The sequence below is a fragment of the Sphingomonas sp. genome, from assembly GCF_050725575.1.
In the GTDB taxonomy this organism is placed as follows: Bacteria; Pseudomonadota; Alphaproteobacteria; order Sphingomonadales; family Sphingomonadaceae; genus Sphingomonas.
In genome coordinates this window covers 66344-82479 of the sequence record NZ_JBOHHW010000011.1, presented here as the reverse complement: position 1 = coordinate 82479, position 16136 = coordinate 66344, and the positions used below count along the sequence as shown (strand labels likewise).

The window sequence follows — 16136 nt, the reverse complement described above, 5'->3', positions numbered from 1 at the left end:
AATCAGTCCCGCACCGGACATTCGGGCTCGCCGGCGTTCGACCATTCATCGGCTTGCGTGACGTCGCTGTTTGACCAGCGCTCGAACGCCTCGACATCGGCCGGGATCAGCGTCCAGGCACTGCGCGTGCATTGCTTGGTGAGCCTTGCGTCCGAACCGAACGGGCAATGTACGGTCACCGCGGCGAAAAAGCCGACATCGCTGGTCGTGCCACGGAAGATATAATCGATCGCGTCGCTCGTCTCATGACGCGATGGCTTGCGGTAATAGCAATGCTCGAACCGTCGCACGCCGGTCTCGACCTGCTCGCGCGAGCTGCCCACCGGTGCCGACAGGATATAGGCGTCGAGTCCGTCGAGCGAGACATCGCCCATGTAATTGGGCGCGACGAACATCAGGACGAACAGGAACGGCACGGCGATCTTGTCGAACGTGCGCGTCTTGCTCTCTGCCGCTTCCGCCATGCGCTCATCTTAGCCGCTTAGCCTCAATAAAGGGTTCAAGCAGACGCCGCCCGAGCGAAATTATCGCAGCGGCCGCTTCTCCAGCTTTCGTGCCAGCGTGCGGCGATGCATGCCCAGCCGGCGCGCGGTTTCCGAGACGTTGAAGTCGCTCTCCGCCAGCGTCTTGTGGATCCGCTCCCATTCGAGCGTCTTGATCGAGGTCTGCCGCGCGCCGATCGGCGTATCGACATCGCCGCCGATCTTGCCGAATGCGGCCTCCAGATCGTCGGTATCGGCCGGCTTGGCGAGATAGGATGTCGCGCCCAGCTTGACCGCCTGCACCGCCGTCGCGATGCTCGCATAGCCGGTCAGCACGACGATCACGGTCTCGGGATCATGACCATGCAATGTCTGCACACAGGCAAGACCCGATGCCTGGCCGAGCTTCAGGTCGACCACCGCATAGTCTGGCGTCTCCGCGGCCAGCAACTGGTCGAGCTCCGCCGGGTCGGCGGCAAGCGCGACGCGGTAACCGCGCCGTTCGAACGAGCGCTGCAGCGTACGGGCAAAAGCTGCATCATCCTCGACCAGGAAGAGCAAAGGCTGGTCCGCCATGATCCTACTCCGTCAACGCGAGTGCCGCGAGCGGCAGGTGCAGCACCACTTCCGCGCCGCCGCCCGGCCTGTTGCGCGCCTCCATCGTGCCGCCAAGCTTGCGCATCACATTGGCGACCAGAAACAGACCGAGCCCCGCGCCCGCCGTCCGCTTGGTCGAGTTGTACGGCCGCCCGATCGCGTCGAGCGTCGCCGCGGCAAAGCCGGAGCCGCGATCGGCGACCGTGACGAGAAGCGTGTCACCGTCGCGCGCCAGGCCGATGCGGATTTCCTCGGACGACGCCTCGGCGGCGTTGTCGAGCAGGTTGAAGACCATTTGCTGCAGCACGGTGTCGGAAACGATCGGCACATCGGTCCCGAAGGCGTCGTCATAACGCAGCCCGGTGAACCCGCGCGCCGTCTGCCAGTCGGCGACGACCCGGCCGAAAAAGGCACGCACGGTGGTGACGGTCGAGGCTTCGCCGCGTGCTTCGCCCGCCGCGAGCAGGATGCCGGTCACGATCGCCTTGCAGCGTTGCACCTCGGCCTGCATCTCGGCGAGTTCATGGGCGAGGTCGGGATCGCCGGCAATGCCGGGCGACCTGCGCCAGTCGCCGAGGATCACAGACAGCGATGAGAGCGGCGTGCCCAGTTCATGCGCCGCGCCCGAAGCGAGCAGGCCGATGCGGACGATATGGTCCTCCTCCGCCGCTTGGCGCTGCATTGCGGAGAGGTGCGCGTCGCGGGCGCGCAGATTGCGGTTGATGCGCGTGACGAACATCACCAGCAGCACCGCGACCAGCGCGAAACAGACCCACATGCCCTGCACATGCAACTGGAACAGCGAGGTGCGATAATCGTCGGGCAGCAGGATCGGCCGGTAGAATATGGTCAGCAGCGCGAAGGCGATGCTGGTCACCACCACCACCACCCAGGTCGACCCCTGTTTGAGCAGCACCGATCCCAACACGACCTGAAGCAGGAACAGCGACACGAACGGATTGGTCGCCCCGCCGCTGAAATAGAGCTGAACCGACAGGCACAGCACGTCGAGCAGCAGCGCGACGAGCAAGGCGCGGTTGTCGATCGACCGCCCGGAGCGGAGCCACACCATGCTGATCGCATTGAGCAGAGCGAGTCCGGCAAGCACAGCGAGCATCGGCACGATCGGCAGCACGATGCCGAAGGCGTAATGGGTGAGCAGGATCGTCACGCATTGCCCGGCGATCGCCAGCCAGCGCAGCTGCACCAGCTGCAGCATGTTCTGCGACGCGGTGGCATCGGCCGGGGCGAGCGCCCGGGGCGTGACGAGCGCGGTCATTGCGGTGCCGCGCGGCGGTCCGCGCGCAGAAAGATGACAAGGGCACCGGCGACCATCATCGCCAGCACATACCATGTGATCGCATAAACCAGATGGTTGTTCGGAAAGGCGATGACCGTCAGGCCGCCGATCGGCCCGCCCGGCGGCGCGGAAGCCGCATCCAGATCAATGAAATAGGGCGCAACGACGCCGAGCTTGCGCGCGGCGGCGATGGCGGCGACGTCGCGCGAATACCAGGCATCGCGCGCCGGGTCGTTCGAGCGCAGGAAGCCGCCGCCCGGCTCGGTGATGCGCAGCAGCCCGGTCAGGGTGACCGGCCCCGAGGGTGGAGCGGCGACTGCGCGTGTGGGCACGAAGCCGAGGTTGACCAGCACGACAAACCCCTGCTCCGTCCGCATTGGCGCGATCACCCACCAGCCGGGGCCCTGCACCGTGGCCGCCTGCACCAGCGCCGGCGGTACCGGCAGGAACTGACCGGTGAGCCGGAGGCGGCGATATTGCGCACGGGGGCCATCGACCTTCGGCCAGGCGGCGGGTCCGGGTGCGGCGACAGGCGCGGCATGGACGCGGGCATCGACCTGCGCGATCAGGTCGCGTTTCCAGGCCAGCCGCTTCACCTGCCAGGTGCCGAGCGCAATCAGCATGGCAATGAGCAGCAGCGCCACCACCACAGCGGTGACGCGCGCGCCGGTGGCGCGCCGCCTCATTACATCGGGTCCATGGCCTGCGGCATCGGCATCATATTGGCGTTCATGTGATACATGACCCACAGCGACCCGCTCAGCGCGATGCCGACGATCACTACGGTGAACAGCAGCGCCATCATCGACCAGCCGCCCTCCGCGCGCCGGTTCATGTGCAGGAAGAAGATCATGTGCACGACCATCTGCACCGCGGCAAAGGCCATGATGATCAGCGCGATCACCGGTTTCGAAAATGGTGTCGTCATCACCAGCCAGAACGGGATCGCGGTAAGGATCGCGGCGAGCACGAAGCCGATGATATAGCCCTTGCGGGTACCATGGCTTTCTTCATCGTCATGATGGCCGTGAGTGTCGGCGGAGGCGCTCATCGCAGCATTCCCATCAGATAGACAAAGGTGAAGACGCCGATCCAGATGACGTCGAGAAAGTGCCAGAACAGGCTGAGGCACATCAGCCGGCGGCGATTGGCCGGGATCAGCCCCTTCATCTTCACCTGGACCATCAGGGTCACCAGCCAGATCAGGCCGAAGGTGACGTGCAGGCCGTGAGTGCCGACCAGGGTGAAGAAGGAGGACAGGAAGGCGCTGCGCTGCGGCCCTGCCCCTTCATGGATGAGATGCGCGAACTCGTACATCTCGATGCCGAGAAAGGCGAGGCCGAACAGGCCGGTGACCGCCAGCCAGGCCTGTGTCCCGCGCACCTTGTCCTCAGTCATCGCCAGCATCGCAAAGCCATAGGTGATCGATGAGAAGAGCAGCATCGTCGTGTTGAGCGCGACCAGCGGCAGGTCGAACAATTCGCGCGGGCCGGGACCGCCGGCATAGCTCGCGCCGAGCACGCCGTACGTCGCGAACAGCATCGCGAAGATCAGGCAGTCGCTCATCAGATAGATCCAGAAGCCGAGCATGGTGCTCGAGCCCTCAGGATGATCATGCTCGTCGACCAGATAGAAGACGTCGCTACTGTGCGTGTCGGTCATCGTCGCGCTCATGCTGCCGCTCCCGCCGCGAGCAGTCGCGTGCGCTTGTCCTCGGTCGCGACCACCTCCTCCACCGGGATGTGGAAGTCGCGGCGATAGTTGAAGGTGTGGCCGATCGAAACGGCGAGGATCGCGACGAAGCTGAGCGCCGCCAGCCACCAGACATACCAGATCATGCCGACCGAGAAAGCCACGCTGAGCGCGGCGATGATCACGCCGGTACCGGTGTTGCTCGGCATATGGATCGCCTTGAACCCCTGGGTCGGGCGCACATAGCCCCGCTGCTTCATGTCCGCCCAGGCATCGCCATTATGCACCACCGGCGAGAAGGCGAAGTTGTAGTCGGGCGGCGGCGAGGAGGTTGCCCATTCGAGCGTGCGGCCGTTCCATGGATCGCCAGTCTCGTCGCGCAGTTTCTCGCGGTCGCGGATGCTGACATAGAATTGCATCAGCATCGCGCCGATGCCGATCGCGACCAGCACCGCACCGAACGCGGCGATGCCGAACCAGATCTGCAGGCTCGGATCCTCAAAGGTGCGCAGGCGGCGCGTCACGCCCATCAGGCCGAGGATGTAGAGCGGCATGAAGGCGAAATAGAAACCGAGCACCCAGAACCAGAAGGACACTTTCCCCCAGAATTCATTGAGCCGGAAGCCGAACGCCTTGGGAAACCAGTAATTGATCCCGGCGAACAGGCCGAACAGCACGCCGCCGATGATCACATTGTGGAAATGCGCGACGAGGAACAGTGAGTTGTGCAGCACGAAATCGGCCGGCGGCACGGCGAGCAGCACGCCGGTCATGCCGCCGATCACGAAGGTGATCATGAACGCGATGGTCCACATCATCGGCAGCTCGAAGCGGATCCGCCCACGGTACATGGTGAACAGCCAGTTGAAGATCTTCGCGCCGGTCGGGATCGAGATCACCATGGTGGTGATGCCGAAGAAGGAATTGACGCTGGCGCCCGATCCCATGGTGAAGAAATGGTGCAGCCACACGACATAGGCGAGCAGCGTGATCACCGCGGTCGCATAGACCATCGAGGTATAGCCGAAGAGCCGCTTGCCCGAGAAGGTCGAGGTCACTTCACTGAAGATGCCGAACGCGGGGAGGATCAGGATGTAGACCTCCGGATGGCCCCAGATCCAGATCAGGTTCACATACATCATCGGGTTGCCGCCGAGCGTGTTGGTGAAGAAGGCCGTGTCGGCATAGCGGTCGAGCGAGAGCAGGCCGAGCACTGCGGTCAGCACCGGGAAGGCCGCGACGATCAGGATGTTGGTGCACAAGGCGGTCCAGCAGAAGATCGGCATGCGCATCATGGTCATGCCCGGCGCGCGCATCTTCACGATCGTCGCGATCAGGTTGACGCCGGACAGCAAGGTACCGACGCCGGCGATCTGCAGCGACCAGATATAATAATCGACCCCGACCCCGGGACTGTAGCTGATCCCCGATAGCGGCGGCATGGCAAGCCAGCCGGTCTGCGCGAATTCGCCGACGAACAGGCTCATCATCACCGTGATTGCGCCGGCCGCGGTCATCCAGAAGCTGAAATTGTTGAGGAACGGGAAGGACACGTCGCGCGCGCCGATCTGCAGCGGCACGACATAGTTCATCAAACCGGTGACCAGCGGCATCGCCACGAAGAAGATCATGATCACGCCGTGCGCGGTGAAGATCTGATCATAGTGATGCGCGTTGAGATAGCCTTCGGACCCGTTGAACGCCATCACCTGCTGCAGCCGCATCATGATCGCGTCGGCAAAGCCGCGCAGCAGCATGACCAGCCCGAGGATCATGTACATGATGCCGATGCGCTTATGGTCGACGGTGGTGAACCATTCGCGCCACAGATAACCCCAGAGCTTGAAGTAGGTCAGCGCACCGAGCAGTGCGATGCCGCCCAGCGCGACACCGGCAAAGGTCGCGACGACGATCGGTTCGTGCAGCGGCAGGGATTCCAGCGTGAAACGGCCGAAGATCGGGCTGACGGAAGAAGGTGAGATCTGCATCGGAATGGCCATTTAGAGGGCAGGCTGTTTGGGCGGCACAGCGTCGGACGGCGCGCCGTGCGAGCGGTGATCGACATGCGCGGGATCGGCGGGCGGTGGGCTGCCGGGGGCGGCCGTGGTCAGAGGGGATTCGGGCTCCTTCGCTGGCGCGGACATATGGTTCATCCCCGCCATGCCGGCGTCCTTCATCATGATGTCGGCCATGCATGGCGTGCCCGGCTTGACACACTGCCCGACCGCCGCGTCGAACAGGCCCGGCGCGACCTTCGCGAAGCGCATCACCGGCACCTTTTCGGTCGGCTTTTCGAGCTGCAGGTAGCGCGCACGGCTGAGCTCGTTGCCGGCCGCCTTGTTGCGTGCGACCCAGGCCGCGAAGTCCGCATCGCTCAGCCCGTGAAAGCGGAAGCGCATGCCGGAAAAGCCCGCACCGCTATAATTGGAGGAGAAGCCCTCATAGTCGCCGGCCTTGTTGATCACGGCGTGGAGCTTCGTCTCCATCGACGGCATGGTGTAGATCATGCCGGCAAGCGTCGGCACATAGAAGGCGTTCATCACCGAGGAGGAGGTGAGCCGAAACATGATCGGCCGATCGACCGGCGCAGCGAGTTCATTGACCGTCGCGATGCCATATTCGGGATAGATGAAAAGCCATTTCCAGTCGAGCGAGACAACCTGCACCTCAAGCGGCTTGACGTTCGGCGCGACCTTCCGGCCCGTTGCGATGCGCTCGATCGGGCGATAGGGGTCGAGCAAATGGGTGCCGGTCCAGGTCACTGCGCCCAGGCAGATGATGATCAGCAGCGGCGCCGCCCAGATGACCAGTTCGAGTTCAGTCGAATGATCCCAGTCGGGCTCGTAACGTGCGTCCTTGTTCGACGCGCGGTAGCGCCAGGCGAACAGCCCGACTAGGGCAAGCACCGGAACGACGATCAGCAGCATCAGCACCGTGGCGATGATCACCAGGTTGCGCTGCTGCACCGCAACATCGCCCATCGGGTTCATCACAACCCAATTGCACCCGCCGAGCAGCAGGAGCGCGGCGGCCACGGCGGGCAGGCGAACGATGCGGAGAACCTTTACCATGGTCGCTCGCTACCCTTCTAGGGTGCACTGCAACATTGGACATTTTGTCCAATGCGCAAAGCCATCAAATGGGAGTATACCCTAGCTGACCGGCATTCTCCATCCGCCGCCACCCAGGAAGTTCGTCAATGACCGCGCCCATTGCCCCCACATCCCGGGCTCCGACATCCGGTACGGCCGAACGCGACGCCCGCGCGATCAATGCGCGGCACAGCGATGTCGCACCGGGCGAGATCGCCATTGGCGTAATCATCGGGCGGACGTCGGAGTTCTTCGACTTCTTCGTCTATGCCATCGCCTCGGTGCTGGTCTTCCCCAGCCTGGTCTTCCCCTATGTCGACCGGCTGACCGGCACGATCTATTCCTTCGCCATCTTCGCGCTCGCCTTCGTCGCGCGGCCGGTCGGGTCGCTGGCGTTCCTGTGGATCGACGAAGCGATGGGGCGCGGCACCAAGCTGACCATCGCGCTGTTCCTGCTCGGTGGGTCGACCGCGGCGGTCGCGTTCCTGCCCGGCTATGAGACGATTGGCATCTGGTCGGCGGTGCTGCTCGCACTGTTCCGCCTCGGCCAGGGCGTCGCGCTGGGCGGCGCCTGGGACGGACTTGCCTCACTGCTCGCACTCAACGCACCGGCCAAGCGGCGCGGCTGGTATGCGATGATTCCGCAGCTCGGCGCACCGCTCGGCCTGATGGTGGCAAGCGCCTTGTTCGCCTTTTTCGTGACCACCCTGTCCAATGCCGATTTCCTCGACTGGGGCTGGCGCTATCCTTTCTTCGTCGCCTTTGCGATCAACGTCGTGGCGCTGTTCGCGCGGCTGCGCATCGTCTCCACGCCGCATTACGCCAATCTGTTCGAGAGCCGCGAGTTGCAACCGTCACGCGTGATCGACACGGTGCGCGGCGACTGGCGCAACATCGTGATCGGCGCGTTCGCGCCGCTCGCCAGCTTCGCGCTGTTTCACATGGTCACGGTGTTTCCGCTGTCCTGGGTATTCCTGTTCACGCATCAGGATCCGGCGCGCTTCATGGTGATCGAGATCATCGCCGCCGCCTTCGGTGTGGTCGCAGTGATCGCTTCAGGCGTGATCGCCGACCGCTTCGGGCGCCGCACCGTGCTCGGCGCGTCAGCCGCCGGGATAGCGGCATTCAGCGGCTTTGCGCCACAGTTGCTCAATGGCGGCGACGCCGGCGAGCTGGCGTTCATGATCATTGGCTTCGTGCTGCTCGGCCTCGCTTTCGGTCAGTCCTCGGGCTCGGTGTCGGGCAATTTCTCCTCCGCGCACCGCTATACCGGCGCGGCATTGACCTCCGATCTTGCCTGGCTGGTCGGCGCGGGCTTCGCGCCGCTGGTCGCCTTGCTGCTCGCGGCCAATTTCGGACTGCTCGCGGCCGGCGGCTATCTGTTGTCGGGTGCGGTCGGCACGCTGGTGGCGCTCGGCATCAACAAGGAACTGGCCGGGCGCTGAGCCGGGTCAGGCAGCGACGGGCAGGAAACCGAGACGGTCGGAATCGGCCGGATCCAAAGCCATCGTCTCATAACCGGCAATGCGGGGATGAACCGTCTCGAGCGGATGGCGATGCGTCGCGGTCAGCACCATGACATCCGCGCCCGCCGCCTCGGCCGCGGCGATACCGGCCGGAGCGTCCTCGAACACGAGACATTCATCGATCGCGACACCAAGACGATCAGCGGCGAGCAGGAAGCAATCCGGCGCCGGTTTGCCGCGTGCCGCATCCTCGGCCGCAATCAGCAGCGGCGGCGTGGGCAAGCCGGCAGCGGCAAGGCGCCGCAAGGCAAGGCCGCGCGGCGCCGAGGTGACCACCGCCCAGCGATCCAGCGGCAATGATGCGAGGAAAGCGGCCGCGCCGGGGATCGGCGCGATATCGTCGACATCGTCCATTTCCAGCCGGGTGATCTCTGCCGCCTCGGCAACCGGATCAACCCCCGGCAACCCGAGCCGCCGGATCGTTTCGACCGACTGCACGCCGTGGATGGTCGGAATAAAGGTCGCAACGTCGAGACCTTGACGCAGCGCCCAGGCAGTCCAGACCCGCTCCGCCGATGCGATCGATGTCAGGATCGTCCCGTCCATATCGAACAGGAACGCGGCATAGCGCCGCTGCGGCGTCTCGGTAGCTGGCACGGATGATAACCTTTCCGGGCGCAAGGAATGCGCCTCCGCGCCGGAGATAGGTTTGCCGGTCGGCGAGAACCAGAGCCAATCTGCAAGGCGCTCACTTTGCCGCCACGGCGCGCCTCACCGGCTGACCGGTCCGGGTGCCGGTCGGCTTGCCGTCCTTCAGCACCAGCCCGCCATTGACCCAGACCCGTGAGATGCCGACCGATTGCGCCGACGGGGTCTCGCTCGTCGCGCGATCGGCAACGGTGGCGGGATCGAACAGCACCAGATCAGCGCGTGCGCCGGGGCGAATGACGCCGCGATCGGTGAGCCCCATATGGGCCGCCGCCGCGCCGGTCATCTTGTTGATCGCCTGTTCGAGCGTCAGCAGATGCTGTCCGCGGACATATTGGCGCAGCACGCGGGGGAAGGAGCCGGTGCCGCGCGGGTGACGATCGTTGAGCTGGCCATCGCTGCTGATGTTCGCGGACGGCCAGGCGATAAGCTTGCCGACATCGTCAGACCGCATGCTGGTGCCGATCACCATTTCCTCCGCACCGGGCGCCTGCGATTCAGCGATCAGCTGCATCAGTGCGGTGGCGGGATCGATACCGCGCTGCGCCGCGACCTGCGCCACGGTCTTGCCGACCAGCTTGCGGTCGGGGCTGAACTCCGAAAGCAGCAGGCCGTTGGCCGGCGCAAGATGGTCGAGCGCGAACTGCGCGCTCTCGCGATTGGTGAAATCGCGCTTGGGGAACATGACCGTCAGCGTCGATTGCCAATATTCATAGGGATAGACGTCGCCGGTGATGTTCACGCCCGCGGCGCGCGCGCGGTCCATCACGCCGAGATAGCGATCGGCCTGCCCCCACCAGTCGGTCATGGCGAGTTTCATGTGCGAGACCTGCACCGGCATGCCGGTGGCGCGCCCGATCTCGACAATCTCGTCGAGTGCGGCCCAGATATACTGATCCTCGCTGCGGATATGGCTGATATAACGCCCGCCGTCCCGCGCGGCTTCTTTCGCGAGCGTCAGCACCTCATCCTTGGTGGCATAGATGCCGGGATCATATTCGAGCCCGGTCGACAGGCCGAGCGCGCCCGCCTGCATCTCGGCGCGCACGATGGCGCGCATCCGGTCAATCTCGGCGGCGGTGGCGACGCGCTTGTAATCCTTGCCCAGCACCTGGGCACGGATCGAATTATGCCCGACATAGGAGGCGATATTCACCGCGACCGGCATCTTCGCCATCCGCGCGAACAGGCGCGGCAAGGGCAGTTCCGACCCGCCATCCTGTCCGACGACGATCGTGGTGATGCCCTGGCTGGTCACCGGCAGCGCATCGGGCTGTTCGAACAGCCCGCGATCGTGATGGCTGTGCGTGTCGATGAACCCCGGCGACAGGACCTGCCCGCCCGCGTCGACGACCTGCTCTTCCGCGAGCGGCTTCAATTCGCCGATCGCGACGATGCGGTCGCCCTGGATCCGCACCGATGCCGGGCGCGCCGGCGCGCCGGTGCCGTCGATCACGCTGGCGCCAGTGATCAGCGTTGATTTCGGCGTTTGCGCACCGGCGGCGCCAGTCGGCGCGACGATGATCGCCGCCATCATCAGACCGCGGCCACACGACCGGTACAAGGTTTCGAACCACCGGCGTCCAGCGCCGAACATGCCCATTTTCATCTCGTTGCTCCCCTCGCGGCTTATTCGTTGATCATGAACTGGGAGACTTTATCCCCGGGCGCGATCGCAAGCCGCGCTTTCATGGTTCGATCGCCAAAGGCCACGGCAAAGCTGTAGCGCGTGTCGTCGCCAAGCTCGCGGCGGTCAGTGAGTTCCACTCTCGTCACCGGACCCAGCGTCTTCAGCTTCGGCCCGAAATATTTGTTCGCGAGGTCCGCAAATCCTTCCCCCGCAAGTGGCACGTCCTGCTGACGCAAAGTGCCGCCGCGTACGGCCTCGATCAACGTAGTGAGGCGACGCGCCACCGCCGGTTCCGGCGCCGGGTGCGGCCCGGTTGCGACAAGCTTGTCGTCCCAGAGTTTGGCAATGCCGTCGACAAAGGTGTCGAGCTTGGTGTCGGCCGAATTGGTCAGCAGGATGATCGAGAGATCATCACCCAGATAACGCGAATAATAAGTCCGGAAGCCCTGCCAGGCGCCACCATGATGGTAACGCGGCGCCCCGCCCGCCTGATCGATCTGCCAGGCGAATCCATAAGGGTAGGTCTTGCCGCTATTGAGCTTGACCGGGGTATAGACCTGTTGCCAGCCGGCGGCACCGATCACCGCGCTCTGTTCGACGCCGCGCGCCCAGGCGATCATGTCGTTAAGCGAGAAATAGAGCGATCCGTCCGCCGTGGCGTTGAGCGACGGCGAGACAAAATCCTGATTCTTCAGCGCGCCTTCGACGAGTTGATAACCGGACGCGCGATGGGGCACGATATCGGCGTCGCTGATCCCGCGCGCGGTCTTCATCCCCACCGGCTTGAACACGCGCTGGTCGAGGATGTCGAGATAGGATTGGCCCGACGCTTTCTTCACCAGGATGCCGAGCAGCGCATAGCCTGTATTGCTGTAGTTCCAGCGCGCGCCGGGCGTGAAATCGAGCGGCAGCGCGTACGCCTGCTTCACCAGCTCATCATCGCTATAGTCGCGGCGATAGTCGAAATCGGGTTTGTAATTGGCGACGCCCGAGGTGTGAGTGAGCAAATGCCGGATAGTGATCGGGCGCCAGCTCGCGGGCTCATCGGGCAGATATTTGCTGATCGGATCGTCGAGCCCGATCTTGCCCTGCTGAACCAATGTCATGACCGCCACGGCAGTGAACATCTTGCCGACCGAGCCGGACTGGAAGATCGTGTCGGCGGTCACGGGTACATCATGCTCGACCGTCGCCTTGCCGAAGCCTTTGGCGACGATGATCTCACCCTTGCGCAACACCGCGACCGCGACGCCGGGCACTTTTTCCGCCTGCATCTCCGCCTCGACAAAGCTGTCGACTTGCTTGCGGAAAGTTTCAGGGTCGGGCGCCGCGATCGCCGGCGCGGCGATGCAGAGGGTTGCCAGTGCGCCCAGAATTGTGACCTGCTTCAACATACCCATCCCCTTTTGCTGTTTTCATGACTTATCGATCGGCTCAGGCATGAAAGGCGACCGGTGCGCCGGTGCGCGCACCGCCCCAGAGATCGTCGGGGCACCAGATCATGCCATTGCCATAATGGGCGCCCGGCACCCGGTCGCGCCGCAGCAGCACCGGCCCATCGAGATCGACGACGTCGCAGAACTGACCGACGATGAAGGCGGGTGCCATGGCCAGCGACGTGCCAAGCATATTGCCGACCATCACCCCCATGCCGCGCGCCCGCGCGGCATGGACCATGGCCAGCGCCTCGGTCAGGCCGCCGCATTTGTCGAGCTTGATGTTGATGACCGAAAAACCGTCCGACAGGGTGGCGAGCGACGCCAGCCCCTGCACGCTTTCATCCGCCGCAAGCGGGATCGGCGAAGCGAAGGTGCCGAGTTCGGCATCGCGGTCCACCGGCAGCGGCTGCTCCACCAGCGCCACGCCGGCCTCGACCAGTATCGGCATCAGCTGTTCGAGCCCGGCCAGCGTGAAGCCGCGATTGCCGTCGACGCCGAGCCAGACATCGGGCCGCGCCGCGCGTACCGCACGCACCCGCTCGGCATCGAGGCCGTCGCCAGTCAGTTTGAGCTTGATCGCGCGCGCATCGGCAAAGGCCAGCGCGCGCTCACCGACCAGGTCGGGCGCATCCGCACCGATCGTCCAGGTGGTGAGGCACGGCTTGGGCCGGGTCACGCCGGCATCGAGCCAGGCCGGCCGCCGCGACCGCGCGCCTTCCAGATCCCAGAGCGCGCAGTCGAGTGCATTGCGGGCACCGCCGATCGGCAGCAGCGATTGCAGACGTGTACGATCCATGCCGACGGCAAAGGCCGGCCGGACCGCCTCGATCTCGGCGGCGATACTGGTCGGCGTTTCGCCGAGATAATCGACGCCGGCGGCCTCGCCTTTGCCTTCATGCTCGCCGTCCCGGATCACCGCGACGACCAGCTCGATCTCGGTATAGGTACGCCCGGTGATGCGGAATGGATTGGCCAATGGCCATGTCTCGATGCGAACTTCGATATCCATCACTGCACTCCGGGAATGGGCGAGATCACCGGCCAGCGCCGGGCAGAAAAAGTCAGTCGAAGGTTTCGGCAATATGAGCGACAAGCGCCCCCGCGCCGGTTGCGACCGGATCGAAACAGGGCAACCCGAAGCGGTCGGTAATGGCTTGCAGATGCGCCGCGCGCGCCTCCGCCGACAGGGTCTGCGTATTGATGCTGACGCCCGCGCAGCGCACCGCCGGATTGGTCAGCCGCGCCATGCGCAAATTGGTCTCGATGCACTCGGCAAGATCGGGCAGCGGGAAATCGGGATAGCCGTCGATATGCGTCCGCCCGGCCGCATGGCACAGGATGATCGCATCCGGCTGCGATCCGTGCATCAGGCCCAGCGCGACCCCGGCATAGGCGGGATGGAACAGCGATCCCTGCCCTTCGACCACATCCCAGTGATCGGCGTCATTGTCGGGCGAAAGCGCCTCCGCCGCGCCGGCGACAAAGTCGGAGACCACGGCGTCGATCGGCACCCCCTGCCCCGCGATCAGGATGCCGGTCTGCCCCGTCGCGCGGAACGTCGCTTTGATCCCCGCCGCCGCCATGTCGCGCGCAATCGCCAGCGCGGTGTATTTCTTGCCGACGGCGCAATCGGTGCCGACCATCAGCATGCGCCGGCCGCTCCGCTTGCGCCCCGATCCAACGGCATAGCGCATACCCGGCGTGCGGACATTGAACAGCCTGGCCCCGGAGGCACTGGCCGCTTCCGCAATCTCGGGCACGCTCTCCAGCCTTGTGTGCATGCCGCTCGCCACATGGAGCCCCACCTCAAGCGCGGCGACGATCGGTGCGACCCATTCGGGCGCGATCGCGCCCCCAAAGGGCGTGATCCCGATCACCAGGGTCTCGGCGCCGGCGGCCCGCGCCTGTGCGAAGTCCAGGTCCGGAAGTCCCAGATCGATGCTGCAATCGGGCAGGCGCCACTGCCCCGCGCACCGATCGCGCGCCCAGTCGACCAGCCCATATGCGGTCTTGGCATCCAGCGGATCACGTGCCGCCCCCAGGAAGAGCAGATATTTTCCAGGGATGATCATTCGGTTCGGTCTTTCCTGCGGTATTGTCGATGCCGGCATTCCGGCTATGGCGTTATAGTTATAATTATTGCTAGAAGTGTCAACTGACATAAAAATAACATTTTGCCATGACCAATCGGGAGGCATGCATGACGACGATATTGATTCAGTCCCCATTTCAATCTCCGCCGGCCCCACCGCACGCAGATCAACGAGGGCAAGCATGAAGCCCTTCGAGCGCAAGACGATCGCAGCGCTGCAGGGCGATCGCGCCGGCCATGGCGAGGGGCTGTCACGCAATATCGGTCTGTTCGCACTGACCTGTTTTGGCGTGGGCAGCACGGTGGGCGCTGGCATCTTCGTGCTCACCGGCACCGTCGCCGCGCAGCATTCGGGACCGGCGGTGGCTTTGTCCTTCCTGATCGCCAGTGTGGTCTGCCTGCTTGCTGGCCTTTGCTATGCCGAACTCGCCGCGATGATGCCGGTCACCGGCAGCGCCTATTCGTACAGCCACGCATCGATGGGCGAAGCGGCGGCCTGGATGGTCGGATGGTGCCTGCTGCTCGAATATCTCTTCGCCGGCACGCTCGTCGCGATCGGCTGGTCGGCCTATTTCCAATCGGCGCTGCACGATCTGGGGGTTGGCCTCCCCACGCTCTTCACTCAGGCGCCGTTCGCGCTCTCGCCGCATCGCAATTTGGTTGCAACGGGGGCGATCGTCGACCTGCCCGCCGTATTGCTCACCCTGTTCTGCACGGCCTTGCTGCTGCGCGGCACCGAATTCTCGGCGCGGGTCAACAACATCATCGTCGTCGCCAAGATTGGCGCGATGCTGCTGGTCGTGGTGACCGGATTCGCCTTTGTCGACCGCGCCAACTGGACGCCCTTCATACCCGAGAACAGCGGCGTGTTCGGCCACTTCGGCTGGTCGGGCGTGATGCAGGGCGCGGGCGTGCTGTTCTTTGCCTATGTCGGCTTCGATGCGGTCTCGACGCTGGCGCAGGAAGTGCGCAATCCGCAGCGCACCGTTCCCCGCGCGCTGCTTGCATCAGTCGGGGTGACGACCTTGCTCTACATGCTGGTCGGCCTGGTGATCACCGGCCTGGTCAGCTACCGCCTGCTTGACGTCGCTGACCCGGTCTATGTCGCGCTCAACAGCGTTGGCGCAGGGCTTGTCTGGACCAAGGTGATCGTCGGCTTCGTCGCGATCGCCGGGCTGATCTCGGTGCTGCTCGTCACCCTGCTCGGACAGGTGCGCATCTTCTATGCAATGGGACGCGACGGCCTGCTGCCCGCGGCCTTCACGCGCGTCCGCGCTGAATCGCACACGCCGCAGATCGGCACGCTGGTGACCGGCACGGTTGCCGCACTTGCCGCCGGCTTGCTGCCGCTCAGCCTGTTGGGTGAGCTGATTTCGATCGGGACCTTGTTCGTGTTCGTGACCGTCGCGGTGAGCGTGATCATCCTGCGCGGGCGTGAACCGCAGGCGGCGCGGCCGTTTCGCGTGCCGCTCTATCCCTGGACGCCGCTGCTCAGCATCGCCGCCTGCCTGTATCTGATGTGGACCCTGCCGGGGGATACCTGGATCCGGCTGTTCTTCTGGCTGGTGATCGGCGGTGCAGTCTATCTGCTTTACGGCCTGCGGCGACAGCGGAGGGTGGGTTAGGACGGATTCGCCT

General features: G+C 64.7%; 15 protein-coding genes. 2 read left to right on the top strand and 13 right to left on the bottom strand.

Annotated elements, in window-relative coordinates:
- Positions 1-2: 2 nt before the first annotated feature.
- From ACRECS_RS10075 to cyoA, 8 genes are read right to left on the bottom strand one after another with little or no spacing between them, the layout of a single operon-like run.
- On the bottom strand, positions 3-464 hold the full coding sequence (locus ACRECS_RS10075; RefSeq protein WP_431582829.1) for a hypothetical protein: 462 nt from the start codon (positions 462-464) through the stop codon (positions 3-5).
- A 60-nt stretch (positions 465-524) separates the two neighbouring features.
- A complete protein-coding gene (locus tag ACRECS_RS10070) occupies positions 525-1058 on the bottom strand; it encodes a response regulator transcription factor (RefSeq protein WP_431582828.1) in 534 nt (177 codons plus the stop codon).
- Between the two features lie 4 nt (positions 1059-1062).
- Positions 1063-2358 (bottom strand): ATP-binding protein, encoded by a 1296-nt coding sequence (locus ACRECS_RS10065; protein WP_431582827.1) that lies wholly within the window; start codon positions 2356-2358, stop codon positions 1063-1065.
- Complete coding sequence (locus ACRECS_RS10060; RefSeq protein WP_431582826.1) at positions 2355-3065, bottom strand: SURF1 family protein; 711 nt, start codon at positions 3063-3065, stop codon at positions 2355-2357. The genes ACRECS_RS10065 and ACRECS_RS10060 overlap by 4 nt, the downstream gene beginning before the upstream one ends.
- The gene (gene cyoD, locus ACRECS_RS10055; protein WP_431582825.1) at positions 3065-3430 is read right to left on the bottom strand and encodes a cytochrome o ubiquinol oxidase subunit IV; all 366 of its coding nucleotides are present in this window, start codon (positions 3428-3430) and stop codon (positions 3065-3067) included. Before cyoD ends, ACRECS_RS10060 begins: the two co-directional genes overlap by 1 nt.
- A complete protein-coding gene (gene cyoC / locus ACRECS_RS10050) occupies positions 3427-4041 on the bottom strand; it encodes a cytochrome o ubiquinol oxidase subunit III (protein ID WP_431582874.1) in 615 nt (204 codons plus the stop codon). Before cyoC ends, cyoD begins: the two co-directional genes overlap by 4 nt.
- An 8-nt stretch (positions 4042-4049) precedes the next feature.
- Positions 4050-6059 (bottom strand): cytochrome o ubiquinol oxidase subunit I, encoded by a 2010-nt coding sequence (gene cyoB, locus ACRECS_RS10045; RefSeq protein ID WP_431582824.1) that lies wholly within the window; start codon positions 6057-6059, stop codon positions 4050-4052.
- Between the two features lie 12 nt (positions 6060-6071).
- Positions 6072-7142, bottom strand: coding sequence for a ubiquinol oxidase subunit II (cyoA, locus tag ACRECS_RS10040; RefSeq protein WP_431582823.1), 1071 nt, complete (start codon positions 7140-7142; stop codon positions 6072-6074).
- Between the two features lie 128 nt (positions 7143-7270).
- On the opposite strand from cyoA, the gene ACRECS_RS10035 reads away from it, so the two are divergent.
- Positions 7271-8608 carry an MFS transporter gene (locus ACRECS_RS10035; protein ID WP_431582822.1) on the top strand — a complete coding sequence of 446 codons (1338 nt, stop codon included), beginning with the start codon at positions 7271-7273 and terminating at the stop codon, positions 8606-8608.
- Between the two features lie 6 nt (positions 8609-8614).
- Here ACRECS_RS10035 and ACRECS_RS10030 read toward each other — a convergent pair whose 3' ends face one another.
- The 5 genes from ACRECS_RS10030 to dgcN form a co-directional block, all read right to left on the bottom strand.
- Positions 8615-9286, bottom strand: coding sequence for an HAD-IA family hydrolase (locus ACRECS_RS10030; RefSeq protein WP_431582821.1), 672 nt, complete (start codon positions 9284-9286; stop codon positions 8615-8617).
- A gap of 91 nt (positions 9287-9377) precedes the next feature.
- Positions 9378-10946: an N-acyl-D-amino-acid deacylase family protein gene (locus ACRECS_RS10025; protein WP_431582820.1), complete on the bottom strand. Its 1569-nt coding sequence runs from the start codon at positions 10944-10946 to the stop codon at positions 9378-9380.
- A 20-nt stretch (positions 10947-10966) separates the two neighbouring features.
- Positions 10967-12361: a serine hydrolase domain-containing protein gene (locus ACRECS_RS10020; protein WP_431582819.1), complete on the bottom strand. Its 1395-nt coding sequence runs from the start codon at positions 12359-12361 to the stop codon at positions 10967-10969.
- 40 nt (positions 12362-12401) lie between these two features.
- Positions 12402-13415 (bottom strand): dipeptide epimerase, encoded by a 1014-nt coding sequence (locus ACRECS_RS10015; RefSeq protein WP_431582818.1) that lies wholly within the window; start codon positions 13413-13415, stop codon positions 12402-12404.
- Between the two features lie 52 nt (positions 13416-13467).
- Positions 13468-14478, bottom strand: a complete 1011-nt coding sequence (dgcN, locus tag ACRECS_RS10010) for an N-acetyltransferase DgcN (protein ID WP_431582817.1) — start codon at positions 14476-14478, stop codon at positions 13468-13470.
- A gap of 202 nt (positions 14479-14680) precedes the next feature.
- Here dgcN and ACRECS_RS10005 point away from each other — a divergent pair, with 202 nt between their 5' ends.
- Positions 14681-16123, top strand: a complete 1443-nt coding sequence (locus ACRECS_RS10005) for an amino acid permease (protein WP_431582816.1) — start codon at positions 14681-14683, stop codon at positions 16121-16123.
- The last annotated feature ends 13 nt before the right edge of the window (positions 16124-16136 follow it).

Bases quoted from the DNA above. Each gene is read 5' to 3' on its own strand.
- ACRECS_RS10015 (WP_431582818.1), bottom strand. From the start codon at position 13,415: ATGGATATCGAAGTTCGCATCGAGACATGGCCATTGGCCAATCCATTC.
- dgcN (WP_431582817.1), bottom strand. From the start codon at position 14,478: ATGATCATCCCTGGAAAATATCTGCTCTTCCTGGGGGCGGCACGTGAT.
- ACRECS_RS10025 (WP_431582820.1), bottom strand. From the start codon at position 10,946: ATGAAAATGGGCATGTTCGGCGCTGGACGCCGGTGGTTCGAAACCTTG.
- ACRECS_RS10070 (WP_431582828.1), bottom strand. From the start codon at position 1,058: ATGGCGGACCAGCCTTTGCTCTTCCTGGTCGAGGATGATGCAGCTTTT.
- ACRECS_RS10075 (WP_431582829.1), bottom strand. From the start codon at position 464: ATGGCGGAAGCGGCAGAGAGCAAGACGCGCACGTTCGACAAGATCGCC.
- cyoA (WP_431582823.1), bottom strand. From the start codon at position 7,142: ATGGTAAAGGTTCTCCGCATCGTTCGCCTGCCCGCCGTGGCCGCCGCG.
- ACRECS_RS10065 (WP_431582827.1), bottom strand. From the start codon at position 2,358: ATGACCGCGCTCGTCACGCCCCGGGCGCTCGCCCCGGCCGATGCCACC.
- ACRECS_RS10035 (WP_431582822.1), top strand. From the start codon at position 7,271: ATGACCGCGCCCATTGCCCCCACATCCCGGGCTCCGACATCCGGTACG.
- ACRECS_RS10020 (WP_431582819.1), bottom strand. From the start codon at position 12,361: ATGTTGAAGCAGGTCACAATTCTGGGCGCACTGGCAACCCTCTGCATC.
- ACRECS_RS10060 (WP_431582826.1), bottom strand. From the start codon at position 3,065: ATGAGGCGGCGCGCCACCGGCGCGCGCGTCACCGCTGTGGTGGTGGCG.
- cyoC (WP_431582874.1), bottom strand. From the start codon at position 4,041: ATGACCGACACGCACAGTAGCGACGTCTTCTATCTGGTCGACGAGCAT.
- cyoB (WP_431582824.1), bottom strand. From the start codon at position 6,059: ATGCAGATCTCACCTTCTTCCGTCAGCCCGATCTTCGGCCGTTTCACG.
- ACRECS_RS10005 (WP_431582816.1), top strand. From the start codon at position 14,681: ATGAAGCCCTTCGAGCGCAAGACGATCGCAGCGCTGCAGGGCGATCGC.
- cyoD (WP_431582825.1), bottom strand. From the start codon at position 3,430: ATGAGCGCCTCCGCCGACACTCACGGCCATCATGACGATGAAGAAAGC.